Source organism: Actinacidiphila sp. DG2A-62 (assembly GCF_035825295.1).
In the GTDB taxonomy this organism is placed as follows: domain Bacteria; phylum Actinomycetota; class Actinomycetes; order Streptomycetales; family Streptomycetaceae; genus Actinacidiphila.
In genome coordinates, this window is sequence record NZ_JAYMGI010000002.1 from 1512968 (window position 1) to 1538061 (window position 25094).

Here is a 25094-nt window from a genome sequence, read left to right on the forward strand (position 1 = left end):
GGCACGTTCCCCGGCTCGTTCGGGCCGGTGACGAACACGACATTACCCCGTCGTCACCGACCGTGATCGGAGTTATCCACAGGCCTTTCCGCGCCCGGCCCCGCGGGCCCGGGGCAGCGGTCCCGCGCGTCAGCCGAGGACCGTTTCGAGGTAGGCCCGCAACAGGATCTTGGTCTCCTCGATGACCCGCGGATCACCGGACGGCCCGGTTCTGAAGGCCAGTTGCAGCGCGGCGTCGGCTGTCTCGACGGCGACGACCAGCGCGAGGCGCAGCCGCGGATCGGCCGGGTCGGTGGCGAGCCGGTCGCCGAGCAGCGCGGGGAGGCGGTCGGCGAGGTCCTCGTTGGTCTCGCCGGGGACGCCGAAGTCCACCAGCGCGAAGCCCGGCGCGGTGCGCTTCATCGCGGTGTACTCGTCGACCAGCACGTCGACCGCGCCCCGCCAGTCCGTGCCGGTGCCGGGTTCGGTCAGCCGCGCCGCGGCGCGTGCGAGGAAGTCGTCGAGATTGCGGTGCGCGAGCGCGTCGGTCATGGCCCGCTTGTCGGAGAAGAAGCGGTAGACCGAGCCGATGGGGACGCCGGCCCGGGCCGCGACCGCGCGGGTGCTCAGCCGCTCGTAGCCCACCTCGTCCAGTTCCCGGGCGCAGGCGTCCAGGATGCGGGTCAGCCGTTCGGTGCTCCGCCGCTGCACCGGGGCACGGCGCAGGGTGCCGCCGCTCTCGGCGCCACGCGGTTCCGCCATGCGTCCTCCCTAGCCAAGGGGGAGTTTTCCACAGGCCGGAGGCGAGGGGGTTGCCGTCCTTATTCCTGTGCTTCAGCATAGGAATAAGGACGGCGGCAGGACGGGGAACGGATCATGGACGGCTCGGACAGCACCACCGACACGGCGCGCGGCGCGGGGACGGCCCGGGCCGCCGGCGCCGAGGCCACGGCGGACCGGATCGGAGACGGCAAGCAGCTCGCGTACTCCTCGGGCTTCGGCAACCAGCACAGCAGCGAGGCCGTCCCCGGCGCGCTGCCCCTGGGGCGGAACGCACCGCAGCGCGCCCCGCTGGGGCTCTACGCCGAGCAGTTGAGCGGGACGGCGTTCACCGAGCCGCGCGCCCGCAACCGCCGCAGCTGGCTCTACCGGATCAGGCCCTCGGCCGCCCACCCGCCCTTCCACCGCGTCGACAACGGCTCACTGCGCAGTGCCCCGTTCCTCGACGTGCAGCCGGACCCCAACCGGCTGCGCTGGGGCCCGCTGCCGGTCCCCGAGGCTCCCACCGACTTCGTGCAGGGCCTGGTCACCGTGGGCGGGAACGGCGACGTGCTGCGCCGCGAGGGCATCGGCATCCACTGGTACGCCGCCAACCGCTCGATGAACCGCCGGGTCTTCTCCTCCTCGGACGGCGAGTTTCTGATCGTCCCCCAGCAGGGAGCCTTGCTGGTCAGGACCGAGCTGGGCGTCCTGCGCGCCGATCCCGGCCATGTGGCGCTGATCCCCCGCGGCGTGCGCTTCCGGGTGGAGCTGCTGGAGGAGGCCGCCCGCGGATATGTCTGCGAGAACTACGGTCAGCCCTTCCAGCTCCCCGAGTTGGGCCCCATCGGCGCCAACGGCCTGGCCAACGCGCGGGACTTCCTGGCACCGGTCGCCGCCTACGAGGACCGCGAGGAGCCGACGGAGGTGGTCAACAAGTTCGGCGGCAATCTGTGGGCGGCCGAGTACGACCACTCGCCGCTCGACGTGGTCGCCTGGCACGGCAACCACGTCCCGTACGTCTACGACCTGCACCGCTTCAATGTGATCGGGTCGATCAGCTACGACCACCCGGACCCGTCGATCTTCACCGTGCTCACCTCGCCCTCGGACACCCCCGGTCTCGCGGGCGCCGACTTCGTGGTGTTCGCACCGCGCTGGCTGGTCGGCGAGGACACCTTCCGCCCGCCGTACTTCCACCGCAATGTGATGTCGGAGTTCATGGGCCTGGTCGAGGGCGCCTACGACGCCAAGGCCGAGGGCTTCGTCCCCGGCGGCGCCTCGCTGCACAACATGATGTCGGCGCACGGCCCGGACCGCGCCACCTACGACAGGGCGAGCAGCGCCGAACTGGTCCCGCAGAAGATCGACGACGGGCTGGCGTTCATGTTCGAGACGCGCTGGCCGGTGGTGCCGACGGAACTGGCGCTGTCCGCCGGCCACCGGCAGCAGGGGTACGACGCGGTGTGGGAAGGTCTCGCGAGAAACTTCCGGCCGTGAACGCCTTCGCCCCCGACTCACTGGTCCTGAACCGCAGGCTGCCGCTGTGGTACCAGGTGTCCCAGTCGCTGCGCGCCTCGATACTGGGCCGCCGTCCCGACGCTCCCCTGCGGCTGCCCACCGAGGAGGATCTCGCCGACCACTACGGCGTCAGCGTGCTCACCATGCGCCAGGCGTTGAAGGAACTGGAGGACGAAGGGCTGATATCCCGCCACCGCCGGCGCGGCACCTTCATAGAGGCGGCGGCCCGCCGCGGGGCGCCGGTCAAGCTGCTGGGCTCGGTGGACGCGATCGTCGCGCAGCAGTCCGGCGGCAGGACGACCGTGCTGCGGCACGGCCCCGCCCCGCTGCCGCCCGAGGTCGCCGAACACCTGACGGACCTGACCGAGGCGACGGCCTTCCGCCGGCTGCGGTGCGACGACTCGGGTGAGCCCACCGACTGGGCGGAGAACTTCGTCCGCCCCGAACTGGCCGACCGGATCGACCTGGCGGACCTGGAACGCTGGCCGATGACGAAAGTGCTGCGGGACGCCTTGGGAGTGCGGATCAGCAGGATCACCGACACCGTGGAGGCGCGGCTCGCCTCCCCGGAGACCGCGGCCCTTCTCCAGGTCCCGCTGCTCAGCCCGATCCTGCACTACACCGGTGTGACGTACGACGACACCGGACGCGCGGTCGACGTGGTGCGCATCCACTACCGCGGCGACCGGTTTTCCTTCACGGTGACCATGGAGGCGCCCTGAGGGTGCTCAGTAGCATGCGTGCGGTGAGCGACGACGCGCCCCTGCTGCAGGATCTGATGCCCTGGTCCGTGCGTCCGCTGCGGCTCGGCCGCCGGTGGCCGATGGCCCCGGAGCCCGCCTGTCTGAAGGCGCGTTGGGCCCGCCTCACCGCAGCGGACGACGACGCCGAGCGTGCCGCGCTGCTGCACCCCACACGCGCCCGCGGCCCGTACACCGCCGTCGCCCAGCTTCCCGGACACCGGACCCCCACCACCGCGCTGGCCCGCGAGCAGGGTCCCTGTCCCGAGCCGGTGCGGGTCCGGCACGGCGCGTACGACCAGCAGTGGCTGATCCCCGACCACCGCCTGATCGACGCCGCCCGGCCCGAGCTGTGGCGGGTCGCCGACGACACGCAGGTGTTCGCGATCGAGCGGGCGCCGCAGGCCGAACCGGACGAGCCGGCCCTCGCCTTCAGCGCGCTGCTGCCCGACGGACACTCGCAAGGGGGGAAGCCGTCCCTGATACGCCCGCTGTTCCGGCAGCCCGGCGGCCGGGAGCCCAATCTCGCGCCCGGCCTGACCGACTGGCTCGCCGCCCGGCTGGGCCTTACGGTCACGGCGTACGAGGTGCTGGCATGGATCGCGGCGGCGGCCCGGCCCGACCCCGCGGGCACGACCGTGCCTCTGCCGAAGGACGTCGACATCTGGCGTGCGGGCGTCGACTTGGGCGCACGGTCGGTGTGGCTGCACACGCGCGGCGCGCGCTTCGCCGACCCCGCGGCCGGCCGGGACTCCGCCCGGCTGCGCCTGCCCGGCGGCAGCCGCCCCTATGTGCGAGCGCCGCTTCCGGCCGTGCCTCCACCGGAGGGGCCGGAGTTCGACCCGGACGAGCAGTGCCTGCGGATCGGGACCGGCCAGGTGTCACCGGTCTCCTCCGCCGCCTGGGACGTCACGGCGGGCGGGGTGCGAGTGCTGGAGGACTGGTACGGGCAACGGGTCCCGGCGCCCGCGGACGGATCTCTGGAGGCGCTGTGCCCGCCGACTTGGACGCGCGCCGTGACATCGGAACTGCTGGAGCTGATCAGCCTGCTGACGCTGCTGGCCGCGCTTCGCCCCGACCTGGACGCGTTCGGCGAGCGGCTCTCCGCCGCCGCGGCGTCCGGGGCGACACCGGGCGCGACCGACCTGTGCGCCGCTGGAATCCTGCCGGTGCCCGTCGCGAGGCGACGGCCCGCCTCGGTGCTCGAACACCACGAGGAAGGCCCCGACGGGCAGTTCGCCCTGCTGTGACGTGCGCGCGGAGGCGCGTCCTGCGTGCCGTCCGCTTCGGCTCGGGCCGCTGGGGAGTGACGGCCGCGTCGAGTGCGGGCGGGCGGGGGCGCGGGACGTCGCGGGGCTGGGGGCCCCAGCCGGCCGGGCGTGCGGACCTGGGTGTGACTGCCGGCGAGGGCGAGCGGCGCCCTGCCGGAGGTCAGCCGTGGTTGCCGAACAGGGACCGACGCAGCCTCCGCAATGGGGCGAAGAGCGAGACGCGAGCGCCCCGGTTGGTCCTGGTGTGCACGGTGTCACGCGAGGTCAGCTCCCGCATGAGCACGGTCGCCTCCTCGGCCTCGCGGTGCGGCACAGCGGGACCCGCCAGCACCGACAGGTGCCGGTCGAGGCGCGCGCTGGTCGCACTCGAACCGCAGTTGATGGCAGGCACTCTCGGCCTGCTCGGCATCGCTATCTGTTCCATGACACTCCCCACCCTTACGAGGGCACCCGCCTCGGGCAGGTTAACCCTATCGCCCCGCCGCGTCACGTGCGCATCCCAGGTTGCTCTGCGAGCCCGATTCCCCTTTTCCTCAAGGCCGTTGGCGACAAAGCGGCTTGTCGTCGGCGCCCTGACGCCTCTTCCCGGTCCGGTCAGGCGGCTGCCCCGAACACCGGCAGATAGCCCTTCGACTGCCCCTCGGCAGTGGGGTGGTAGGAGTCCTCCGGCGGCAGGGTGACCGCGTGCAGCCACGGCGCGGCGGAGCACAGTTCGTGCCCGGAGAACGCCTTCCGGACGTCGGCGAAGGTGAATCCGTGGTCGGCGGCGCGCTTGGCGACGACCGTGTCCAGGTCGTCCGCCGTGGTGTCGATCGCCTGGCGCGAGGTCTCGCTCAGGCCCAGCAGGCAGTTCCCCGGGATCTCGTACAGGCGCGGGTAGCCGAGGACCACCACGTGTGCGTGCGGAGCCTTGGTCCGGATCGCGTCGTAGGTGCGGTCGAGGAGCTCGGGCAACGTGTCCTCGACGTAGTCGCGCGCCTGCGCCACCCGCTTCAGGCACGTCGACTGGAAGGAGAGGACACATGTCGTCATGACGTCGGAGAATCCGGCGTCGTTGCCACCGATGGAGATGCTGACCAGCGCGGTGGAGGCGTTCAGCGGGCCGAGTTGCTTCGCCACCACGTCCTCCGTCCGCGCCCCGGAGCACGCGGTGAAGGCGAAGGCGGCCGGCGCGTGGGCGGCGGCCCACAGTGCGGGGTAGGCGTGGGCGCTGCGCCGGCAGGACCCGCTGGCCGGGTCGTACTCCCCGGCCCCGACGCCGGCCGAGTAGGAGTCTCCGAGCGCGACGTAGCGAGGGCCGGCGGCGCGCGCTCCACCGGCCTGCGGCGAGGCGGACCGGGCCGGCGCGGCGGCGAGGAGGCTGAGCACGGCGAGCAGCGATCCGAGGATCAGCGCGGCCGCGGATCTCGGGGTTCGTGGTGTTCTCATGGGGGTTCCTTGCATGAGCGGCCGTCAGAAGGTGCTTTCTGGCGACTGGTTGGGCGATCCACCGCAATGTCCGGTGATTACACAGAGTAGTTATCCATCGCTCGACCGCTTGAATCAACCCGTTCGGCCGGATTTCACCCGACCTGACCTGGGTAACGCCCGCACGAAAAACAGTGGGCGAATGCCCCTCGGTGCCGGATCATGGCCGTATGCCCGCCGCATCCGAAGGCCCGAGGAGGCCCATGACGGAACCTCACATGGTCCTTCCGGTCCATGTCCGCCTCGACGACAGCGACTCGCCGTCCGACGTCATCGACGCGCTCTTCCTCGGCCGGTTCACCTCCGGGGAGCATCCGTTCGCGCGGGGCGCGTCACTGGACAGCGTCAAGGCGGGGCTGACGCTGCTGCCGCCGGGCGCGAGCGTGCTGCGCCAGGCGCGGGACAAGGACCGCAGCGCGATCCTCGCCGAGGGCGACGGCTGGAGCATGCTGGTCTCCCGGTGGAACCGGGGCGCGGACGTCACGGTGGCCGCGGTATCCGACGAACTCGCCGAGCGGGTGCTGAAGTCCGCGGTGGACGATGCCGAGGACGAGCCGGAGCCGCAGCCAGAGAGCGTGAGCATGGGCTTCTGGTACGTCTCGCCGCGCCGCGGCCCGCACCGCACCACGCGGCAGATCTCCGCGGCCGCGTGGGAGGAGCTGCGGGGCAACTACACCGCGCCGGTCGCCGCGGCGCTGGACGACGTGATGAAGCTGACCGCCGACGACGTCACGGGCAGGCTGCTGCTTCTGCACGGACCGCCCGGTACCGGCAAGACCTCGGCGCTGCGCACGCTGGCCCGTTCCTGGCGCGACTGGTGCCAGGTGGACTGCGTGCTGGACCCCGAGCGGCTGTTCAACGACGTCGGCTACCTGATGGACATCGCCATCGGGGAGGACGACGAGGCCGGCGGGCGCTGGCGGCTGCTCCTCCTGGAGGACTGCGACGAGCTGATCCGCGGTCAGGCCAAGCACGAGACCGGGCAGGCGCTGTCGCGGCTGCTCAACCTCACCGACGGTCTGCTCGGCCAGGGGCGCAACGTCCTGGTCGGCATCACCACCAACGAGGACTTGGAGCGGCTGCACCCCGCCGTGGTCCGTCCCGGCCGCTGCCTGGCCAGGATCGAGGTGGGCCCGCTCACTCGTGAGGAGTCCGTCGCCTGGCTCGGCACGTCGGAGGGCATCGGCCGCGACGGCGCGACCCTCGCCGAACTGTACGCGCTGCGGCGCGGCGCGTCCGCCGCCGGAACCGCCTCGTCCACCCGCGCGCAGGACGGCCTCTACCTCTAGTACCCCTGCGCCTCCGTACCTCTGGCGGCTCCCGCGGCTCCCGTGCTGCTAGGCGTCGCCGTAGGCCGCCCGCAGTGCCTCGTCCACGGCGGCGCGGGCGGCGTCGCGGTCCAGTCCCAGGCGGCGGGTCCGCTCCACGTAGGCGGTCGCGGCGGCGGCCACCTCGCGGGCGCTCGCGTCGCCCGCGGCGATGTACGTGCCGTGCCGGCCACGGGTCTCGATCACCCCGTCCTCCTCCAGCGCCCGGTACGCCTTGGCCACCGTGTTGGCCGCCAGGCCCAGTTCCTCGGCGAGGCCGCGCACGGTGGGCAGCTTGTAGTTGACCGGCAGCCGGCCCGCGCGCGCCTCCTGCGCGATCTGGCCGCGGAGCTGCTCGTAGGGGGCGGTGGCGGCGGCCGGATCGATGGTGACCTTCAGGCTCATGCCCCGGATCTTGGCACAGCGGGAGGCGCCAGCGGCACCGCCCGACCGGGTCCTTGCGGATCGTGGGCGATGGAGTCGCCCCGCTCGTGCAGGTGCAGCAGGAAGCGGTGTCCCGCGCGGTAGGCGTCGAGGCCGGCCCTGCAGTACGCGACCATGTCGTCCGGCAGTGCGTCCAGTGGGTACCAGCCGATCTCCGAGCACTTGTGCGGCTCGGCGTTGACGGGCTCGGGGGCGTCCCGGCTCTGCCGGGCCAGGAAGAACCAGCCGGTCCTGGCGCTCGCGTCGGGCGCGCGGTGCTGCATGACCAGGACCGCCTCCAGGTCGTCGGGGGCGAGGTCGAGGCCGATCTCCTCGCGGGTCTCGCGGATCACGGCGGACCGCACGTCCTCGCCGTCCTCCACGTGGCCGGACGGCGCGTGCAGCAGGCCGTCCGCGTAGCCGGTGCCGGCGCGCCGGGCCAGCAGCACCCGTCCCTCGCGCACCAGGATCAGGTGGACGTCGACGATCTCGGCGTGCCTGCGCCGCTCGGCCGGGAGGACCACCGCCGCGTAGCGCTCGTCGTCGACCTCGCGGCCCCACAGTTCGGCCGCGTGGCCGAGCTGTTCGATCCGGACCTGCCCGCCCAGCGGCCCGGCCAGTGCGGCCAGTTCCGCCGCGGCCAGGCCCGTGGCAGGCTCGGCCCCCCAGCGCCCCTCGACCAGGACCAGCCGGCCGCCCGGCCTCAGCAGGCCGGCCCAGCGGCGCAGCACCGCGGCGGGGTCGGGGAGCGCCCACAGGACGTGGCGGACGAGCACCGCGTCGTACCCGCCCGGCGCGACGGGCGGGTACGCAGCGTCGCCGACCAGCACCCGGGCGGCGGTGCCCGCCAGCTTCGCGCGGGCCCGCGCGACCATCTCGCCCGACCGGTCCAGCGCGGTGACCCGGTGGCCGTCCTCGGCCGCGAGCAGCGCGAGACTGCCGGTGCCGCAGCCGAGGTCGAGCACGTCCGCAGGCGCGGCGGGCAGCCAGGACCGCAGCCGCGCGGCCCACGCGGCCCGTACGTCCGGGTCGCGCAGGCCGTGGTCGGGCTCGTCGTCGAAGTGCTCGGCGGCGGCGTCCCAGAACAGGTGGTCCTCGGTGGTCATGGGACGAGCCTGCCACCCGCCACTGACAGTCGCCGCGCGGCGGGCGCGGGCCGCCGGCGCCGGCTCGTCCCGCAACGGAACCGCGAACCGGAACCGTGCCCCGCAGCCGCAGCCGCAGCCGGTCGGCGTACCGATCTGCTGGTTGGTCGGCTTGCCGACTTCCCGGTTCTTCCGGATTCCGGATTCTCCGATTGCCTGCTCTTCCGGCCTAACTGAACGCCGACAGGCAGGTGGTGGGGGTCGCGTGCGCCGGGTCGAGCGCGTTCGCGGCCTCGTGGAAGGCGATCCGGTCGGTCAGCCCGATCGTGACGTGCTCGGAGACGTCGAGCGGGCAGAGGTCCTGCAGCACCACGTTGTGCACGTCCGGGCCGGACAGCGCCTGGGTCGTGTACGGGGTGACGACCTCGTCGTAGACGGTCGAGATCACCGTGTAGTGGACCCCGGGCACGGTGTCGCCGCCCGCGTTGAGGGTCTTCTGGAAGGCCGATCCGGCCACCTGGTCGGCGAGTCCCGGGAGGCTGGAGTCGAGGAAGTCGGACGCGCCGGGGAAGTACGGGAGCAGGGCGGTCAGTCCGTCCAGCGTCGTGCCGTGGTTGTCCGGTGCGAGGCCGACCAGCGCGTTCACCTTGGCCGCGCCGCCGAGGTACTTCAGGTAGTAGCGCGGCATCATGCCGCCCTGCGAGTGGCCGACGATGTCCACCTTGGCGGCGTGCGTGGCGGCGAGCACACGGTCGGTGAAGTCCGAGAGCTGCTGCGCGGAGCCGGCGATCGGGCCCAGCCCGCCGATCAGGTTCTCGCCGGGCAGCATCCCGTAGTCGAAGGAGAAGACGCAGTATCCGCGCGCCTCCAGGTAGGGCGCGAAGACCAGCCAGTTGTCGGTCCCGTTGGCGAAGGTGCCGTGCACCAGGACGACGGGGCGGGGGTGCTGGGCGGAGGGACGGCAGGTGAAGTCGTTCCACCCGCTGGTCGGCGCCGAGGACGCCGGCGAGGACGCCGACGCGGCCGCGGTGGGGACGATCGCCATGGCGGTCGCCAGGGAGAACGCGGCCAGGAGTCGTCTCCAGGGCAGCTTCATGTGATCTCCTCGCAGGTCATGAGAGTCAGTGGGGCCGGGGCAGCCCGAAGGCGGCCGGAAGCCGTACGTCCACACGCCCTGTGATCCGGATCACTCATGCCGGGCTCATGACAAGTTACGCACGAGTAAGAAGCGGGTGGCTAGTTACGGGCGGGTAAAAAAATCGCTCCCCAGGTGGCACCGGCGGGAAGCGGGAAGGTGTCACGGCGGGAGCAGACCCGGGAGACGGCCGGCGAGGTGGCCTAAGAGTCCTGCGGCCGTACGAACGGCGCCAGGGTGGCCGGGTACACGGCATCGGAGCCGAACCGTCCGCGGGCCCGGTCGGCGGCGGCCTCGGCCGCGCGGGCACGGTCCTCGCCCGGGTCCATGCTGAGCTGGCGGTGGGCGTCCTCGGCCGGCAGGAGACCCTCCGCTCGCAGCGTGAGGACGCGTACGCGCGCGCGTTGCAGCCCCAGCCGCGCCAGCAGCCCCAGGGCGGCGGCGGCCAGCGCGGGCGAGTGGCCGGTGGCCTCGGGGAGGGCGCAGGCGCGGGCGACCGAACTGCGGTCGGCGCAGCGCACGGTGAGGGTGAGTCGCCCGGCCGCCTGGACCTCGGTGCGCAGCCGCGCCCCCAGGCGCTCGGCGAGTGCCAGGACCGCCCGGTGCTGCTCCGCCGGGTCCAGGCAGTCCCGTTCGAAGAAGTGGTCCGCGGACAGATGTGCCGGGGGTGTCTGCGGGACGACCGGCCGCGGGTCGCGGCCGCGGGCCCGCTCCGCCAGCAGCCGGGCGGGCCCGGCGCCGAGGATGCGCTGGAGGGTCGCCGGCGGGAGGTCGGCGACCTGGCCGACGGTGTGCAGGCCGTATTCGCCGAGGGTCTCGGCGGTCCTGCGGCCGACGCCCGGCAGCGCGATCAGCGGTCGCGGCCGCAGCCAGGCGTCGACACCCTCCTGGTCGCGGCCGACCTGTGTGGTGGCGCCCGGCTCCGAGACGGCCGCGGCCATGGCGGCCAGCATGCGGTTGCCCGCCAGGCCGGCGCTGACCTTGATGCCGTACAGGCCCATGAGCCGGAACGCCGCCATGTGCACCATGTCCTGCGGGTCGCGGTCGAAGTACCGCAGGCAGGACGTCAGGTCGAGCTGGACGGCGTCGGGCGGGAAGGCCTGGACGTGCGGGGTGAGGCCGGCCATCAGGTCCAGCACCTCCGCGTACTGCGCCTCGTCCCGCACGCCGTGCAGGTGCAGATGGGCGATGTGCCGCGGCTGCCCGCTCATCCCGCGCTCCCCGGGCTGCGGTGGCCCAGCTTCTTCAGGTCGGCGGCACGGGTGCCGGCGGGCTGGAGATCGGCGTAGGGGTGCAGGCGAGCGCCGGTGGTGCCGTTGGGCAGCGTGCGCCGGGGCTGGGCGGGGGTGGGCTGCGGGCCGGGCGCGCCGAGCAGTTCGAGGGCCGCCTGGGGGCCGTTGTCGCGGCGGGTCGCGGCGATCTGCTCCAGGTCCCAGGCCATGGTACCGACGACGGTGCGCCGGGTGCCGCGGACCTGCACCGTTCCGCGCACCAGCAGCAGGCCGGAGTGGAAGACGGTGTAGGCGCAGGACTCGTGGGAGTCCTCGAAGAAGGCGAGGTCCACCAGCCCGGAGCCGTCCTCCAGGGTGACGAAGATGATCCGCTTGCCGCTGGCGATCGGCGGGGTCTGGGTGGAGGCGCGCGCCCCGGCGACCAGGACCTGCCGTCCGGCCGGCAGGTCGGCCAGGTGGGCGGCGTCGGTCGCGCCGACCTCCCGCAGCAGCCGGTGGTGGTAGTCCATCAGGTGCCGGGAGACGTCGATGCCGAGCGTGGCGAGTTCGGCGCCCAGGGCCTCCCGGCCGGTCGTCTCCGGCAGTCCGCTGGGCTCGGAGCCGCCGATCGCACCGGCGTCGAGGGGCAACTGGCCGGCGCCCGCGGTACGCACCCGGGACTGCCGGTGCAGCTCGGCGATCTGGAGCAGCAGGTCGCGCCGGGTCAGGCGGCCGTCGTGCAGGCATCCCAGGGCGCCGATCCCGGCGAGGCGCTCGGCGACCGGCCGGCTCGGCCGCGCGCGCTGCCAGAAGTCCGACAGCGACCCATAGGGACGGCCCGCGGCGATCCGCGCGCACTCGTCCTCGCTGATCCCGTGCACCCCGGACAACGCGAGCCGGACGCCCCACCGGTCGTCCCCGACCCGTTCCACCACGTGTTCCGCGTGGGAGCGGTTGACGTCGACCGGCAGCACCGGGACGCCGCGCCGGCGGGCGTCGGAGACGATGACGCGCTTGGGCCACATGCCGGGGTCGTGCTCCAGCAGCCCCGCCACCAGGAAGGCGGGGTGGTGCGCCTTGAGCCAGGCCGACTGCAGCGCGGGCACCGCGAAGGCGACCGCGTGCGCCCGGCAGAACCCGTACGCGCCGAACGCCTCGACGGTGGCCCACACCTGGTCGCGCACCTCGGGGGTGTAGCCGCGGGCGGCCGTCTCGTGGTGGAACCACTTCTTGATCCGGGGCAGCTCCTCCCGGTTCCCCAGCGCCCGCCGGACGATCTCGGCGTACGCCGGATCGCAGCCGGTCATGACCTCCAGCGTCTCGATGATCTGCTCGTGCCAGATGGTCACCCCGTAGGTGTCGCGCAGCACCGGCTCCAGGTCCGGGTGGGCGTAGTGGGGGTCGCCGCCGTGCCGGGCGGCGATGTACCGCTCGGGCATGCCGCCCTGGACCGGGCCGGGGCGGAAGAGGCTGATGTCGGCGATGACGTCCTGCACGTCCCGCGGCTGCAGCCGGGAGAGCAGGTCCTGCTGGCCGGGCGACTCGAGCTGGAACATCCCGATCGTCTGACTCTCCTGGATGAGCTTGAAGGCGAACACGTCGTCCAGGGGCACCTGCCGGGCGTCGTCCAGGTCGACGCGGTTCCCGGTGACCCGCTCGATCTCGGCGACGGCGTGGGCCATCGCCGACTGCATCCGCACGGCCAGGACGTCCAGCTTGATGTTGCCGAGCGCCTCGACCTCCTCCTTGGCCGCCATCGCCATCGGGTAGTCGCCCTGGGGGGTGGGCTGCACCGGCAGCCGGTCCAGCAGCGTCGCGTCGCTGATGATCACACCGCAGGGGTGCATGGCCATGCCGTGCACCAGGGAGTCGAGTCCTTCGGCCAGCTCCCACAGCGGCCCGTACCGGTCGGCCTGCGCGGCCAGCTTCCGCAGCTCGGGCAGTTCGGCGAGCGCGCCGGTGATGTCGCAGGCCCGCAGATGCGGGAAGCTCTTCGCGATCCGGTCCACCTCGGCCGGGGGGATCCCCAGGGCGAGGCCGGTGTCCCGCAGCGCCCTGCGGGCCCGGTACGTCTCGGGCATCGCGGTGACCGCGACCCGCTCGCGGCCGAAGCGGCGGAAGATCGCGTCGTACGCCTCCAGGCGCCGCGCCGACTCCACGTCGATGTCGATGTCGGGCAGGTTCTCGCGGCGGCTGCTCAGGAAGCGCTCGAACAGCAGGCGATGCTCCAGCGGGTTGGCGGTGGCGATGCCCAGTGCGTGGCAGACCATCGAGCCCGCGCTGGAGCCGCGGGCCGCGACCCGGATCCCCAGCTCACGGATGTCGGCCACGGCCTGGCCGACGGCGAGGAAGTACGAGTCGTAGCCGAGTCCGGCGATGACGGACAGCTCCTGGTCCAGGCGTTCGCGTGCCCGCACGTCGCGGTCCAGGCCGCGCCGGGCCAGGCCGGCCAGCGACCGCTCCCGCAGCAGCTGCCGTGCGCCGCCGGGCCCGGGAGGCGCACCGACGGCCTCGGGCTCGGGGAAGTGCCGGGACCCCAGGCCCAGGCCGGTTCCCGGGTCGAGACGGCAGCCGTCCGCGGTGGCGGCGGTGTCCGCGAGCAGCCGGCCGGCCCGGCGCGGACCGGTCCCGGCGTGCTCGGTGACCGCCTGGGCGATCCGGGCCATCTCCCGCTCCCCCTTCAGCCAGCGCTGCCCGCCGTCCAGCCGTCGCCGGTCGATCGGTCGCAGCAGCCGCGCGGCGTCCAGCACATCGGCCAGGCGGTGCTGGTCGGGGTCGGCGTAGCGGACGGCGTTGGTCAGCACCGCGGTGGTACGGGTGCGGTCGGCGAGCGCCAGGGTGCGGGCGGCGAGCCGCAGCGATCCCGGCGCGGCGCCGGGCCTGCCGTGGACCACCGCCTCCAGCCGCAGTCCCTCGCCGAAGACCTCCCACCATGGGCGCAGCAGCCGCACCGCGACGTCCTCCCGGCCCGCGGCCAGCGCCCGCACCGGCTCCGACAGCGGTCCGAGCAGCACGGTCAGCCCGGAGCCGCCGTGCTCGCGCAGTGTCTGCCAGGACGCGACCACGGGCGCGGCGCCGCCCGCGGTCCCCTCGTGGGCGGCGGAGGTGATCCGGCACAGCCGGGCCCAGCCCTCCGGGTCCCGGGCGAGCAGCGTGCAGCGCAGCGGCGGTTCGACCACGTGGGCGCCGCCGCGCGCGGGGGTGCGCCTGCGCCTGTCCGCCGGGGGCGGGACGAGCGCCTCCACCGCGAGGTCGATCCCGAACACCGGCCGCACCCCGCTGCGCTCGCACTCCCGCGCGAAGCGCACCGTTCCGGTCACGGTGTCCCGGTCGGTCAGCGCGAGGGTCGTCATGCCGCGCTCGGCCGCCCGCTGGACGAGCTGCTCGGGGTGTGCGGCGCCGTATCGCTCGGAGTAACCGGACGCGACATGCAGATGGGCGAAGCCCGCCATGCCGCACCTCCACTCCTCCATCCCTTTTCGGCCATCCGTCCGATACGCCTTTCGTACCTTCGTTCGATTAGCTTAGCCCAGTCGCCCCAGGTCAGCGAGTCGGACAAGCATGTGTTCGGTTCATCACGCCGGCCGGACGCCGACCGGGAAGCGGCCGGATCACGCCGCTCCCGGCCATCTTCCGGGCGGGGAAACCGACTTGACGGTCGGACTCGGCGGACTGGCACGATGCAGGACATGAGCGATGGGGCGAAGGAGCGGGACGCGGCCGGGGACCGGGCCGGACCGGCGGCGGGACCGGCGGCGGGACCGGCGGCCGGGCAGGGCGCGGAGCAGCCCGGGCTCCGGGGCACCACCGCGCTGCTGGTCACCGTCCCCGAGGCGGACCCGCTGGTGGGCGGCGCCCGGCGGAGATACGACCCCTCGGCCGGCGCCGGGGTGCCCGCGCACGTCACGGTGCTCTACCCGTTCCTCCCCGCGGACCGGATCGACGACGCGGTGACGGCCGAACTGCGGACGCTGTTCGCCGCGCGGGAGCCGTTCACACTGGCCTTCACCGGCTTCGGCCGCTTCCCCGACCTGCTCTGGCTGATCCCCGAACCGGACGCGCCGCTGCGCGCGCTCACCGCCGCGGTCGAGGCGCGCTGGCCGGAGGCGCCGCCGTACGGGGGCGAGTACGAGGACCCGGTCCCCCATCTGACGGTCGCGGGCGGGCAGCCGCCGGAGGTCTACGAGGCGCTGGAGCGCGAGTTCCGCGGCGGGCTGCCGCTGCGTACCAGCGTCACCGGGGTCCATCTGGTGGTCAACGACGGGGTCCGCTGGCGGCTGCGGGAGACTTTTCCGCTCGCCGGCCACCCGGACGAGTGAATCCGACGGATTCGGACCGGAGTTCGGAACACGATGCGGACGCGGCGCGTTGGGCCGTACACAAGCAGTCACCAAATCCGCATGGATCGGCCGAAATCGATGACGTCGGACGTTCCGCGCGTATCAGACGAACCGGGAGCGATCATGAGCCGGAACCCCGCCACCGAGGCACTGCTCGACCTGTTGCGGCAGGGCGGTCTCGGCGTGCTCGTCACGCAGAAGAAAGACGGCAGGCCGCAGTTGTCCAACGTCTCGTTCACGTACGACGAGGAGTCGCGGACCATCCGCGTGTCGGCGACGGACGACCGCGCGAAGACGCGGAACCTGCGCCGCGATCCGCGCGCGAGCTTCTACGTCGGGTCGTCCGACGGCCGCTCCTACCTGGTGGCGGAGGGAGACGCCGAGCTGTCGGCGGTGGCCGCCGATCCCCATGACGCGGCCGTCGAGGAACTCATAGACGTCTACCGGAAGATCGCCGGCGAGCACCCGGACTGGGACGAGTACCGCGCGGCGATGGTCGCCGACCGCCGACTGGTGATCAGGCTGCGCGCGGACCGGGCCTACGGGAGCGGCCCCCAGGGGGCGACGAGCGGCCCGCTCGACTGAGCCGCCCGGTCGACGCGCCGGCGCCGGTCCCGACGCGACGCCCCGGTCGCCGCGTGGGGGACGGCGACCGGGACGTCGAGACGAACAGCATGAGCGGGGCGGACCCGGCGCCGGGGCGCCGGGGACGCGTCAGTAGACGCTGACCCCGTACGCGCTGAGCGCCTCGGTCACGGGCTGGAAGTAGGTCGTGCCGCCGGAGGAGCAGTTGCCGCTGCCTCCGGAGGTCAGGCCGATGGCCTTGGTGCCGTCGTACAGGGAGCCGCCGCTGTCGCCGGGCTCGGCGCAGACGTTGGTCTTGATCAGGCCGTTGACGATCTCGCCGTTGCCGTAGTTGACGCTGGCGTTGAGGGCCTGGACGGTCCCGCTGTGGATGCCGGTGGTCGAGCCGCGGCGCTTGACCGACTCGCCGACGTAGGCGTTGGCGGCGCTGGTGATGTCCTGGCTGCCGACGGTCCCGTCATGGGCGACGGAGGAGTCGTAGCGGACGATGCCGTAGTCGTTGGTGGGGAAGCTCGTGCCGACCGTGGGGCCGATGTAGGCGTTGGAGCTGGTGTAGTAGTCCGGGTAGCCCTCGGTGCAGTGGCCTGCGGTGAGGAAGTAGTAGGTGCTGCCGCTGCGGACGTTGAAGCCCACGGAGCAGCGCCAGCTGTCGGTGTAGATCGCGTCGCCGCCGGAGAGCAGCTTGCTGAAGGTTCCGGAGACGCGGGTGATGTGGACCGCGTCGCCGTAGCCGGCGGTCGCCTGGCGGAGCTTGGCGAGCTGGGCGGCGGTGACCCTGCTGTCGATGTTCACTTCGAGGGCGTTGGTCCTGGTGTCGACCGACCAGGCGGTGCCCGCGATGTCGGCGCTCTTGGTGGCGTCGCCCGCCTTCAGCAACTGGGCGGTGCTGTGGTCGACCAGGCGCGGGGTGGCGCCGGCGGCGCGGACGGCGTCGGCCGCGGCCTGGGTGGTGACGTTGACGACGGACGTCTTGGCGGCCGCGTCGTAGTAGGTGCCGGCCGTGGCGTTCGCGCCCAGACGGGCGGCGAGGGAGGCGGCGGCGTCGGGACTGACCTTGGCCGTGGGAGCGGCCGAGGCTGCGGGCAGGGCGAACGCGGTGGCGGCGAGCAGGCCGGACGCGACCGCGATCATCGTGATGCGACGGGACTTCACACGTTCCTCCTGTGGGGGTGGAGGCGGACTTGACCCTGATCTTGTCGATGTACTGTCAGGTCAACACCGATTAAAGAACACCTCATGCGTCTGACAAGTACGCAGGAGAGTATTCAGACCCCACAGGCAACACACAAGAGGGCCGCCGACACCGATATCCGGCGCACGGCAGCGCCCCGGCGGCCGGGGAGCCGCCGGGGCGCGCGGAGATGAGGGTGTCTCAGCTGGTGAGAACGGCGCGCTCCCCCGCTTCGAGGGCGTAGGGCAGGGTGTTCCCGGGAGGAGGGAAAGGGCAGATGAACGCGTCGGCGAAGGCGCACGGCGGCAGTTGGGCGCGGTTGAGGTCCACGGTCGCCGAGCCGTCCGCGGCAGGGGCGGACACGTACAGGAAGCGGAACCGGAAGGTGGACGTGCCGCTGGTTGCGTCGGCGATGACGGCCCACAGCCGGCCGTCGTCCTCGACGGCGACGGACAGGGTGTGCTCGACGCCGGCGGCGGTGAAGGTGAGTTCGCCGCCCAGGGCGAGATCGCGCTCGCGGCCGTCGGCGTTGGGCAGTCGCACCGGGCGCGGAGCGTCGTACGCGCGGAAGGCGCCGGGCACCACCCAGCGCGCGTCGAAGGCGAAGGCGTCGATGCCGGCGAACGCCTTCCTCGCCGGGGACTGCGCGTCCCAGACACGCACCCCGAGCACGCCCTCGCGGACGATCGCGGCGACCTTGCGGCCGTCCGCGAGCAGCAGCGGGCCGCCTTCGGGAAGGAGCACGGCACGGTTGCCGTCCGAGGTCTCGTGCACGACGTTCCCGTTCTCCTCCCGCCAGCGGCCGGGGAGGTCCGGCGCCTCGCCGTCCTCAAGGTCCTCCAGCCAGTGGGTGGCGGTGAGGGCGAGCGGGCCGTCCGGAGCGGCGACGGACGCGGCGCGCCGCTCACGCCACTGCTCCCAGTCGGAAAACGCCAGGTCAGGTGCTTGTGTGGTCATGTGCTCAAGCCTTCCATACCGGTCGGGGGAGCCTGATGTGCTCCCGAAGGGTGGTGATGTCGCGGGGCCCGAGCGGGACGCCGGTCGCCCGAGGGGCGCTGACGGTGCGGAGGGGGCCGGCGGCGTCGGCGGGGGTGTTCGGGGCGGCGCCGGACGGTGGAGGCCGAGGTGTTCGCGCAGGGTGCCGCCCGGGTGGAAGGTGCGGAAGGCGCCGCGGTGCTGGAGCAGGGCCACCGTGCCGTTGACGAAGCGCTCCAGGTCGCGGCCGGGCTCGACCGGGCGGACCAGGAAACCGTCGACGGCGCCGGCCTCACGCCAGCGCACGACGAGTTCGGCGAGGTCGACGGGGCCGCCCCGGAAGAGCAGCCCACCGGCGCCGTCGTCGACCGGGCCGACCTCGACGCCGGGCTCGTGGCCGAGTTCGCCGTGGCCGAAGTCGATGGCGAGGTCGGCGAAGACCAGCAGCCGGTCGGGGTCGCGGCCGGCCTGGGCGGCCAGTGCGCGCAGACTCGCGCCGGTCTCGGCGGCCTGTTCCGGGCGGGCGGCGCGGACGAAGGCGATGTCGGCGTGGCGAGCCGCGAGAGCGGGGCCCGGTCCCGGCTGCCCGGCGTCCACGGCGATCACCGGCCGCGGCCGCGCGGCACGCGCGTCCCCCGACGGCGCGCAGGTGTCCCAGGCGTCCACCACGGCGTCGACCACCGCGGCCACCGCGTCGTCCGCCGCGCCGGCCGACCCGGCGTCGGTACCGGTGCCGATGGTGGCGGACGGGGCCTGCGCCCGTGCCGCGGAGGGTCGGGGGACGGGCGGGAGTGCGACGGCCCAGCCCGCACGGCCCTCGGAGAGCCGGTCGAGGGTGGCCAGGGCGTCGGCGAGGGCGACGCCGGCCGGGTCCGGGGCGAGCAGCGGGAGGACGCCTATGCGGTCGGTGGCCGGAGCGATACGCGTGGGCAGCGCGAGCGCGTCGGGGGCGGACTCGGCGGCGCACCGCAGGACGACGAAGTCGAGGCCGCCGCTCTCGGCCAGGCGGACCAGATCGGCACAGCGCTCGACGGCGAGCGGGCCGCGTGCGTCGATGAGTGCTGCGAGGTGCAGCGCGCCGGTCGGCCGGTGGGCGCGCGGGGCGGCCTGCGGCCTTGCGGACGGCGTCCGCCCGGCCACCGGCCCGCGCGGTCCGGGCACCCGTACCCCCGCGACGACCCCGGCGCCCGCCCCGGCCGCGGGCACCGGCGCGGCACCCGAGCCAGGGCCCGCCCCGGGCAGCGCGGACGACCCGACGGGGACGGGTGGGGAGTCGGAGACGAGGTGCGGCGCGGGGGAAGGTGACGGGTCGGCAGGCATGCGGGGCTCCAGACGCGTGTGCTGGACACGCGGAGACGGAAGGCAGGACGGATGCCGCCTTCACCGCACAGCCGCCGCGTCCCTCAACGCGGCTCGCCCCGCAAGGGGCTTGACATGAGGCTAAGCCGAGCGTGTCGCCGGATGTCAAGCGTGTCCGACAGGTGGACGGCGAGGCCGGGCGCGGTTGACGGGGTGGCGGCGCTGCTGCTGGACTGAGGTCATGCGCAGTTGTCGGCTGGTCATCCGCGGCCACATCGACTTCGGTCGGGTGTGGTCGGCATCGTGTTGTCACCGCTGACCAGGCGCTGACTCCGCCCCGGGCCCGCATCGCGGCGCACCGCCGGCGCCATCGCCACCGACCGGCCTCCAGGGCCCCGGCGCACGCGCCCCGCAGACGCCGCGTCCGCCCGCCCCGCCGGTCGGCCTCCCCCGCACGACCGCCTCAACGCGCTCGCCACACCGGCCCCGGCCGGACCTCCCTCAGCTCATGCGTCCCGTTCACACGTCCGCGCACCGCCCACCACCGGCGCATCCCCGCACCCCTGTACAGCTCACCGGCCCACCGGCCCACCGGCTCACCCACAGACCACCGCATCAGCGCATGCTCAGCAGTCACACCCACAGTCGCAGCAATCACATCCGTCGCAGCAGTCGCAGTCACAGCACTGGCAGCAGTCGCAGCAGTCCCCGCAGTCATCGCACTTGTTGCACCATGCCTCGCGGCGCCGGCCGCTCCAGGCGTCGTCGTGCTCGGTGCAGCACACCCGGCAGGTGCAGCACAGGCCTGTGTAGACGAGGCAGCCGGCGATCAGGCCGCGCCGGCGCGGCGGCTCGGGCGGCGGCGGGAAGCCGCCGGGACCTGCGGGGTCGCCCGGCGCGTACGGGTTCTGCCCCGGCCCCGGCGCGTAGGGACTCCCGCCGGGCCCGGGCCCGTACGGGCTGCCGCCGTAGGGGCCTGCCGCGAGCACACCCGCGTCAGCCGCGTCAGCCGCCGCCTGCGCACGGTCGCCGCCCCCGGCCCCGCTCTCGTGTTCCGTGTGGCCGCAGCTCGTCGTGCCGAAGGCCCGGTCGACCGACCGGGCGAGCTCGTGGACCAGCAGTTCGTGGCTGAGCCGGCCCGCGGCGGAGTCGGCGAACTCCACGTCGCGCAGCGCCAGCCGGATGCCGTGCCGCGCGTCGTCGCACAGCCGCCGCGCCTCGGCCAGGTCGGTGCCGGTCGCGGTGAGCGGGTTCCAGGCGCCGGTCCTGGCGTCCTCGTCGAGGTCCTCGACCGCGTCGAGCAGGTGGGCGAGCCGGCCGAAGAGCCTGGCCTCTTCCAGCGCGGCCCGGTTGCCGGGGCGCCCCGCGAGCACGGCGGTGTGCGCGAAGGCCGCGGCGGTCGCGGTCTCGGTGGGTTCGGTGACCGCGAGCACCGGGGTCCCGGGCCCGGCGGCGGCCTCGACCGCGCCCTGCCGGCCGACCGCGTCGACCAGCACCGCCGTGTCGAAGCCGAGGTCGCCGCCGGTGCGGGCGCCGGCCCGGTCCCAGCGGCGGGCGACCGTGCGCGCGGCGGCGGCGACCGGGCGGCGCGCGAAGGCGCCGTCGGCGTCCTCCACGTGGTCGCGGACCTTGGCCGAGGCGAGCACCAGGGAGACGGCCGCGGCCAGTCGCGCCCCCTCGCCCTTGGCGACCGGAGCGGTCCGCATGCCCCGCAGCGGGCAGGGTCCCGCGGTGCGCCGTAGGTCCGCCGTGGCCGTGGACTGCGCCTCGACCAGCACGGAGATGATCAGACCGTCGTAGTTGGTCGCGACCCGCGCGAACTGCCCGTGCCCGTCGCGCAGCGCGAGGCACAGCCCGCACAGATGGGCGACCCAGGAGGCCGCCATGCCCTCCGACATCCGGTGCCGGCACGGTCTGATGATCCCGAACATGAGCCGCTCCCCCGTTGAACTCGGCTTTTTGACCGGCGGTCATGTTATCGGGCCGGGTACACGGGGCAAGGTACGGCCGTACGGCCCTGTGAATCACCCGGAAGTGGAGAGCGTTCCCATCCGACCGTCACCGTGCTTACCCCTGCCGCGGCTTGACGGTGCGCCACTATCGTGTGTGCCAGTACCGTCACAAGTCGCCTGCTTGGCGGCAATCCGCTTGGCACATCATCCACATCATGGACGACCATAGGTATTGCGGACGGTACGACCGCGTGTGAGAGAGGAGGCGTCCATGGGTTCGGTTCGACGGGCGAGTGCCTGGCTGGGCCTCGTCGACGACAACGGCGGCGAGGGTTACTACGACGAGGAGTACGCCGACTACGGCGAGGGTGGCCCGGAGCGTGCCGACACGTGGGTGACCGACCCTCGGGTCCGGATCGCCACGGAGTCGGCGCACGAGCAGGGGCGCCGGATCGCCACGGTGACGCCCGACGGCTTCCGGGACGCACGCGGCATCGGTGAGCTGTTCCGCGACGGTGTGCCGGTGATCGTCAACCTCACCGCCATGGAGCCGGCCGACGCCAAGCGCGTGGTCGACTTCGCGGCCGGTCTCACCTTCGGCCTACGCGGCTCGATCGAGCGCGTGGCCAACCGGGTGTTCCTGCTCACGCCGGCGGACTACTCGGTGATGAGCGGCGAGGCCCGCCGCGGCGGCGACCGCTTCTTCAACCAGAGCTGACCGAGGCGCTCACCGGAACGCGTCGATTCCGGTGAGTGCCTTGCCCAGTACCAGTTGGTGCATCTCCACCGTGCCCTCGTAGGTGAGCACGGACTCCAGGTTGGTCGCGTGCCGCATCACGGGGTATTCCAGCGAGATCCCGTTGGCGCCCAGGATCGTGCGGGCCGTGCGGCAGATCTCGATCGCCTCGCGCACATTGTTGAGCTTGCCGAAGCTGACCTGCTCCGGCCGCAGGCTCCCGGCGTCCATCCGCCGCCCCAGATGGTGGGCGAGCAGGATCCCCTTGTGCAGTTCGAGCGCCATGTCGGCGAGTTTGGCCTGGGTGAGCTGGAAGCCGCCGATGGGCCGGCCGAACTGCTCGCGCCCCTTCGCGTACTCCAGCGCCGCCTCGAAGCAGGCGCGCGCGGCACCCATCGCGCCCCACACGATGCCGTAGCGGGCGTGGTTGAGGCAGCTCAGCGGGCCGCGCAGGCCGCTGACCCCGGGCAGCACCGCGTCGGCGGGCAGCCGTACCCCGTCCAGCACCAGCTCGCTGGTGACCGAGGCGCGCAGGCTCCACTTGTGGTGGATCTCCGGCGCGGAGAAACCGGGGGTGTCGGTCGGCACGACGAAGCCGCGCACACCGTCGTCGGTCCGCGCCCAGACCACCGCCACGCCCGCGACCGACCCGTTGGTGATCCACATCTTGCGGCCGTCGAGCACCCAGTCGGAACCGTCGCGCCGGGCCCGGGTGCGCATGCCGGCCGGGTCGGAGCCGTGGTCGGGCTCGGTGAGGCCGAAGCAGCCGATCACCTCGCCCTTGGCCATCTCCGGCAGCCACCGCTCGCGCTGCTCCGGGGAGCCGTAGCGGTGGATGGCGTACATCGCCAGCGAGCCCTGCACCGAGACCAGGGAGCGGATGCCGGAGTCCGCGGCCTCCAGCTCCAGACAGGCCAGCCCGTACTGCACCGCGCTCGCGCCCGCGCAGCCGTAGCCGGTCAGCGGCATGCCGAGGGCGCCGATCGCGCCCAGCTCGCGGGCGAGTTCGCGGATCACCGGCAGCCGCCCGGACTCGTACCATCCGGCGACCTCCGGCAGCACCCGGTCGCGGGCCCAGCGCCGCACGGTGTCGCGGATCGCGAGGTCCTCGGGGCCGAGCAGGTCGTCCAGGCCCAGCGGGTCGTACGGGTCGAAGACAGCAGTCATGGCAGGGCGGACCTCCGGCCCGAAAACTAGCGGTGATAATCGGCGGTTCGCGCCGACGTTACGGCTCAGTCTCCCGCGCGTCCAGAGCGTACGGCGACCGTGGCCGTCCGGTGGCGCGCCGGGTCCGAGGCGGGGCGGACGGTCTGCGCCGCGGCCTTGGCCACGGCTCCCGCGCCGGCCGCCTCGCACTCCATCACCCGCGGCAGCCGCAGCGCCGCGCACGCGCCGCCGACCAGTAGGGCCGCGCTGACCAGCAGCGTCACATGCATGCCTTGCACGAACGAGTGACGTGCGGCGTGCCGCAGCGCGCTGCCGGGGGCGCCGCCGAGCCGCTCGGCGATGTCGTACGCCTCGCCGAGCGAGCGCCCGGCCGCGGCGGAGTCGCGGGGGCTGATCCCGGTGGCGTGCGGCGCATAGGCGGCGTTCATCACACTGCCGAGCAGCGCTATGCCCATCCCCGCGCCGAGTTGGTACGAGGTCTCGCCGATCGCCGCCGCGCCGCCCGCCCGGTGCGCGGGCGTCTCGTTGAGCATCGTCTCGTACGCGCCGAACAGCGTGGTCTCCAGGCCGAAGCCGAGCAGCACGAAGGCGGTGGTGAGCAGCCAGGGCCGGTCGTGCTGGCCCATCGCGGTCAGGCCGAGCACGGCGAGCGCGGTGAGCGTGAAGCCGGCCGCGACCATCCGGCGCGGGCCCAGCCGCAGCAGCATCCGGGAGCCGGCCAGGCCCGCCGCCATCGCCGCGAAGGTCAGCGGCAGCAGCCGCAGCCCGGTCCGCAAGGGGCTCAGGCCGAGCACCAGTTGCAGGTACTGCACGGCGATCAGCTCCAGGCCGACCAGCGCCAGCATGGCCAGCACGATGCACCCGACGGCGGCGGAGAAGGCCGCGTTGCCGAACATCCGCACATCGATCAGCGGGTGCGCGCGGCGGCGCTGGCGGCGCACGAAGAACACCAGCAGGGCCGCGCCGGCCAGCAGCGGCAGCCAGACCGAGCCGGCCGCGGGCGGTGTGCCGCCGCCCAGCCGCTTGATCCCGAAGACGCAGCCGAGCACGCCGAGGGCCGCGGCGGCGGCGCCCGGCAGGTCCCAGGGGCCTTCGGCGTCGCTGCGGGATTCCGGCAGCAGCGGCCAGGCCGGCAGCAGCACGGCCATCAGCGGCAGGTTGACCAGGAAGACCGAGCCCCACCAGAAGTGTTCGACGAGGAAGCCGCCGAGCACCGGGCCGACCGCGGCGCCGACCGCGGCCACCGCGCTCCACAGGCCGATCGCCATCGCCCGCTCCCGCCGGTCGGGGAAGTCCTGGCGCAGGATGGAGAGCGTGGCCGGCATGATCATCGCACCGCCGGCGCCGAGCAGCGCGCGGGCGCCGATCAGCACGTGCGCGTCGGGCGCGAAGGCGGCGAGCGCGGAGGCCGCGCCGAACAGCGCGTAGCCCGTCAGCAGGACGCGGCGGCGGCCGATCCGGTCGCCGAGGGTGCCGAACAGGATCAGCAGCGAGGCGGCGACCAGCGGATACGCGTCGACGATCCACAGCAGTTGCTGGTCCCCGGGGCGGAGGTCCTCGGTGAGCGCGGGGACCGCCACGTGCAGCACCGTCGCGTCCAGCGCGACGATCAGCAAGCTCAGGCAGAGCACCGTGAGCACGGTCCATCGGCTGACCGGCCGCCTCATAGGCATACCTCCACGAACGACTGCGCGACAGCGTACGGCAGTACGGCGGCGCGACCGCCGGATCGTGGCCCCTCTCACTGCGGCCGGGCGCGCCGTCCCGTCGCGGCCGGCTCCCCGCGGGCCAGGGAAACCGCGAAGAAAGTCGAGGGAAATAAGCGATAAATAAGAAGACGACGATGTGAGTATCAACACCCGAACATAAACTCCATGGAGCCTTCGTATTCACGCCAAACCGCAGGTGCCAATGGGTTGGTGAGACGCACTCCACATCACATCGTCATTACAAAGCGGCCCGTTCAGGCGA

The 25094-nt window shown here is 73.5% G+C and carries 20 protein-coding genes; 7 read left to right on the top strand and 13 right to left on the bottom strand.

Annotated elements, in window-relative coordinates; genetic code table 11:
- Positions 1 to 129: 129 nt before the first annotated feature.
- The gene (locus tag VSR01_RS06770) at positions 130 to 741 is read right to left on the bottom strand and encodes a TetR/AcrR family transcriptional regulator (RefSeq protein ID WP_326448366.1); all 612 of its coding nucleotides are present in this window, start codon (positions 739 to 741) and stop codon (positions 130 to 132) included.
- Between the two features lie 114 nt (positions 742 to 855).
- On the opposite strand from VSR01_RS06770, the gene hmgA reads away from it, so the two are divergent.
- Genes hmgA through VSR01_RS06785 form a run of 3 tightly spaced genes read left to right on the top strand, consistent with a single transcriptional unit; the run spans position 856 to position 4249 of the window.
- Positions 856 to 2238, top strand: coding sequence for a homogentisate 1,2-dioxygenase (gene hmgA / locus VSR01_RS06775; protein WP_326448367.1), 1383 nt, complete (start codon positions 856 to 858; stop codon positions 2236 to 2238).
- Positions 2235 to 2981, top strand: coding sequence for a GntR family transcriptional regulator (locus VSR01_RS06780; protein WP_326448368.1), 747 nt, complete (start codon positions 2235 to 2237; stop codon positions 2979 to 2981). Before hmgA ends, VSR01_RS06780 begins: the two co-directional genes overlap by 4 nt.
- Positions 2982 to 2995: 14 nt before the next feature.
- Positions 2996 to 4249 (top strand): type ISP restriction/modification enzyme, encoded by a 1254-nt coding sequence (locus VSR01_RS06785; RefSeq protein ID WP_326448369.1) that lies wholly within the window; start codon positions 2996 to 2998, stop codon positions 4247 to 4249.
- A 181-nt stretch (positions 4250 to 4430) separates the two neighbouring features.
- Here VSR01_RS06785 and VSR01_RS06790 read toward each other — a convergent pair whose 3' ends face one another.
- Both VSR01_RS06790 and VSR01_RS06795 read right to left on the bottom strand, forming a co-directional pair.
- Positions 4431 to 4694 (bottom strand): hypothetical protein, encoded by a 264-nt coding sequence (locus tag VSR01_RS06790; RefSeq protein ID WP_326448370.1) that lies wholly within the window; start codon positions 4692 to 4694, stop codon positions 4431 to 4433.
- Between the two features lie 170 nt (positions 4695 to 4864).
- A complete protein-coding gene (locus VSR01_RS06795) occupies positions 4865 to 5698 on the bottom strand; it encodes an SGNH/GDSL hydrolase family protein (protein ID WP_326448371.1) in 834 nt (277 codons plus the stop codon).
- Positions 5699 to 5940: 242 nt separating this feature from the next.
- On the opposite strand from VSR01_RS06795, the gene VSR01_RS06800 reads away from it, so the two are divergent.
- Positions 5941 to 7026, top strand: coding sequence for a DUF5925 domain-containing protein (locus VSR01_RS06800; protein ID WP_326448372.1), 1086 nt, complete (start codon positions 5941 to 5943; stop codon positions 7024 to 7026).
- Between the two features lie 48 nt (positions 7027 to 7074).
- Here the strand turns inward: VSR01_RS06800 and VSR01_RS06805 are convergent, their stop codons facing one another.
- The 5 genes from VSR01_RS06805 to VSR01_RS06825 form a co-directional block, all read right to left on the bottom strand.
- Positions 7075 to 7449, bottom strand: coding sequence for a GntR family transcriptional regulator (locus VSR01_RS06805; protein ID WP_326448373.1), 375 nt, complete (start codon positions 7447 to 7449; stop codon positions 7075 to 7077).
- On the bottom strand, positions 7446 to 8573 hold the full coding sequence (locus VSR01_RS06810) for a methyltransferase domain-containing protein (RefSeq protein ID WP_326448374.1): 1128 nt from the start codon (positions 8571 to 8573) through the stop codon (positions 7446 to 7448). The genes VSR01_RS06805 and VSR01_RS06810 overlap by 4 nt, the downstream gene beginning before the upstream one ends.
- 208 nt (positions 8574 to 8781) lie before the next feature.
- Entirely contained in the window at positions 8782 to 9648 is an 867-nt protein-coding gene (locus VSR01_RS06815) for an esterase/lipase family protein (RefSeq protein ID WP_326448375.1), read from the bottom strand.
- Positions 9649 to 9890: 242 nt separating this feature from the next.
- Entirely contained in the window at positions 9891 to 10898 is a 1008-nt protein-coding gene (locus VSR01_RS06820) for a DNA polymerase Y family protein (protein ID WP_326448376.1), read from the bottom strand.
- Positions 10895 to 14350 carry a DNA polymerase III subunit alpha gene (locus VSR01_RS06825; protein ID WP_326448377.1) on the bottom strand — a complete coding sequence of 1152 codons (3456 nt, stop codon included), beginning with the start codon at positions 14348 to 14350 and terminating at the stop codon, positions 10895 to 10897. Before VSR01_RS06825 ends, VSR01_RS06820 begins: the two co-directional genes overlap by 4 nt.
- A 237-nt stretch (positions 14351 to 14587) precedes the next feature.
- On the opposite strand from VSR01_RS06825, the gene VSR01_RS06830 reads away from it, so the two are divergent.
- Positions 14588 to 15217, top strand: a complete 630-nt coding sequence (locus tag VSR01_RS06830) for a 2'-5' RNA ligase family protein (protein WP_326448378.1) — start codon at positions 14588 to 14590, stop codon at positions 15215 to 15217.
- Positions 15218 to 15361: 144 nt separating this feature from the next.
- Positions 15362 to 15823 (top strand): PPOX class F420-dependent oxidoreductase, encoded by a 462-nt coding sequence (locus VSR01_RS06835; protein WP_326448379.1) that lies wholly within the window; start codon positions 15362 to 15364, stop codon positions 15821 to 15823.
- Between the two features lie 129 nt (positions 15824 to 15952).
- On the opposite strand, the gene VSR01_RS06840 is transcribed toward VSR01_RS06835, so the two are convergent.
- From VSR01_RS06840 to VSR01_RS06850, 3 genes are all read right to left on the bottom strand, one after another.
- A complete protein-coding gene (locus VSR01_RS06840; protein ID WP_442785654.1) occupies positions 15953 to 16954 on the bottom strand; it encodes a S1 family peptidase in 1002 nt (333 codons plus the stop codon).
- A 241-nt stretch (positions 16955 to 17195) separates the two neighbouring features.
- Positions 17196 to 19289 carry a DUF1684 domain-containing protein gene (locus VSR01_RS06845; protein ID WP_326448381.1) on the bottom strand — a complete coding sequence of 698 codons (2094 nt, stop codon included), beginning with the start codon at positions 19287 to 19289 and terminating at the stop codon, positions 17196 to 17198.
- 605 nt (positions 19290 to 19894) lie between these two features.
- Positions 19895 to 21199, bottom strand: a complete 1305-nt coding sequence (locus VSR01_RS06850; RefSeq protein ID WP_326448382.1) for a DUF5685 family protein — start codon at positions 21197 to 21199, stop codon at positions 19895 to 19897.
- Positions 21200 to 21491: 292 nt separating this feature from the next.
- Here VSR01_RS06850 and VSR01_RS06855 point away from each other — a divergent pair, with 292 nt between their 5' ends.
- On the top strand, positions 21492 to 21938 hold the full coding sequence (locus VSR01_RS06855; RefSeq protein WP_326448383.1) for a cell division protein SepF: 447 nt from the start codon (positions 21492 to 21494) through the stop codon (positions 21936 to 21938).
- A 9-nt stretch (positions 21939 to 21947) separates the two neighbouring features.
- Here VSR01_RS06855 and VSR01_RS06860 read toward each other — a convergent pair whose 3' ends face one another.
- Both VSR01_RS06860 and VSR01_RS06865 read right to left on the bottom strand, forming a co-directional pair.
- The gene (locus VSR01_RS06860) at positions 21948 to 23123 is read right to left on the bottom strand and encodes an acyl-CoA dehydrogenase family protein (RefSeq protein WP_326448384.1); all 1176 of its coding nucleotides are present in this window, start codon (positions 23121 to 23123) and stop codon (positions 21948 to 21950) included.
- 65 nt (positions 23124 to 23188) lie between these two features.
- On the bottom strand, positions 23189 to 24790 hold the full coding sequence (locus tag VSR01_RS06865) for an MFS transporter (protein WP_326448385.1): 1602 nt from the start codon (positions 24788 to 24790) through the stop codon (positions 23189 to 23191).
- Positions 24791 to 25094 lie beyond the last annotated feature (304 nt).

Bases quoted from the DNA above. Each gene is read 5' to 3' on its own strand.
- VSR01_RS06795 (WP_326448371.1), bottom strand. From the start codon at position 5,698: ATGAGAACACCACGAACCCCGAGATCCGCGGCCGCGCTGATCCTCGGA.
- VSR01_RS06830 (WP_326448378.1), top strand. From the start codon at position 14,588: ATGAGCGATGGGGCGAAGGAGCGGGACGCGGCCGGGGACCGGGCCGGA.
- VSR01_RS06850 (WP_326448382.1), bottom strand. From the start codon at position 21,199: ATGTTCGGGATCATCAGACCGTGCCGGCACCGGATGTCGGAGGGCATG.
- VSR01_RS06820 (WP_326448376.1), bottom strand. From the start codon at position 10,898: ATGAGCGGGCAGCCGCGGCACATCGCCCATCTGCACCTGCACGGCGTG.
- VSR01_RS06860 (WP_326448384.1), bottom strand. From the start codon at position 23,123: ATGACTGCTGTCTTCGACCCGTACGACCCGCTGGGCCTGGACGACCTG.
- VSR01_RS06825 (WP_326448377.1), bottom strand. From the start codon at position 14,350: ATGGCGGGCTTCGCCCATCTGCATGTCGCGTCCGGTTACTCCGAGCGA.
- VSR01_RS06865 (WP_326448385.1), bottom strand. From the start codon at position 24,790: ATGAGGCGGCCGGTCAGCCGATGGACCGTGCTCACGGTGCTCTGCCTG.
- VSR01_RS06785 (WP_326448369.1), top strand. From the start codon at position 2,996: ATGCGTGCGGTGAGCGACGACGCGCCCCTGCTGCAGGATCTGATGCCC.
- VSR01_RS06790 (WP_326448370.1), bottom strand. From the start codon at position 4,694: ATGGAACAGATAGCGATGCCGAGCAGGCCGAGAGTGCCTGCCATCAAC.
- hmgA (WP_326448367.1), top strand. From the start codon at position 856: ATGGACGGCTCGGACAGCACCACCGACACGGCGCGCGGCGCGGGGACG.
- VSR01_RS06800 (WP_326448372.1), top strand. From the start codon at position 5,941: ATGACGGAACCTCACATGGTCCTTCCGGTCCATGTCCGCCTCGACGAC.
- VSR01_RS06835 (WP_326448379.1), top strand. From the start codon at position 15,362: ATGAGCCGGAACCCCGCCACCGAGGCACTGCTCGACCTGTTGCGGCAG.
- VSR01_RS06810 (WP_326448374.1), bottom strand. From the start codon at position 8,573: ATGACCACCGAGGACCACCTGTTCTGGGACGCCGCCGCCGAGCACTTC.
- VSR01_RS06840 (WP_442785654.1), bottom strand. From the start codon at position 16,954: ATGATCGCGGTCGCGTCCGGCCTGCTCGCCGCCACCGCGTTCGCCCTG.
- VSR01_RS06845 (WP_326448381.1), bottom strand. From the start codon at position 19,289: ATGCCTGCCGACCCGTCACCTTCCCCCGCGCCGCACCTCGTCTCCGAC.
- VSR01_RS06815 (WP_326448375.1), bottom strand. From the start codon at position 9,648: ATGAAGCTGCCCTGGAGACGACTCCTGGCCGCGTTCTCCCTGGCGACC.
- VSR01_RS06855 (WP_326448383.1), top strand. From the start codon at position 21,492: ATGGGTTCGGTTCGACGGGCGAGTGCCTGGCTGGGCCTCGTCGACGAC.
- VSR01_RS06805 (WP_326448373.1), bottom strand. From the start codon at position 7,449: ATGAGCCTGAAGGTCACCATCGATCCGGCCGCCGCCACCGCCCCCTAC.
- VSR01_RS06770 (WP_326448366.1), bottom strand. From the start codon at position 741: ATGGCGGAACCGCGTGGCGCCGAGAGCGGCGGCACCCTGCGCCGTGCC.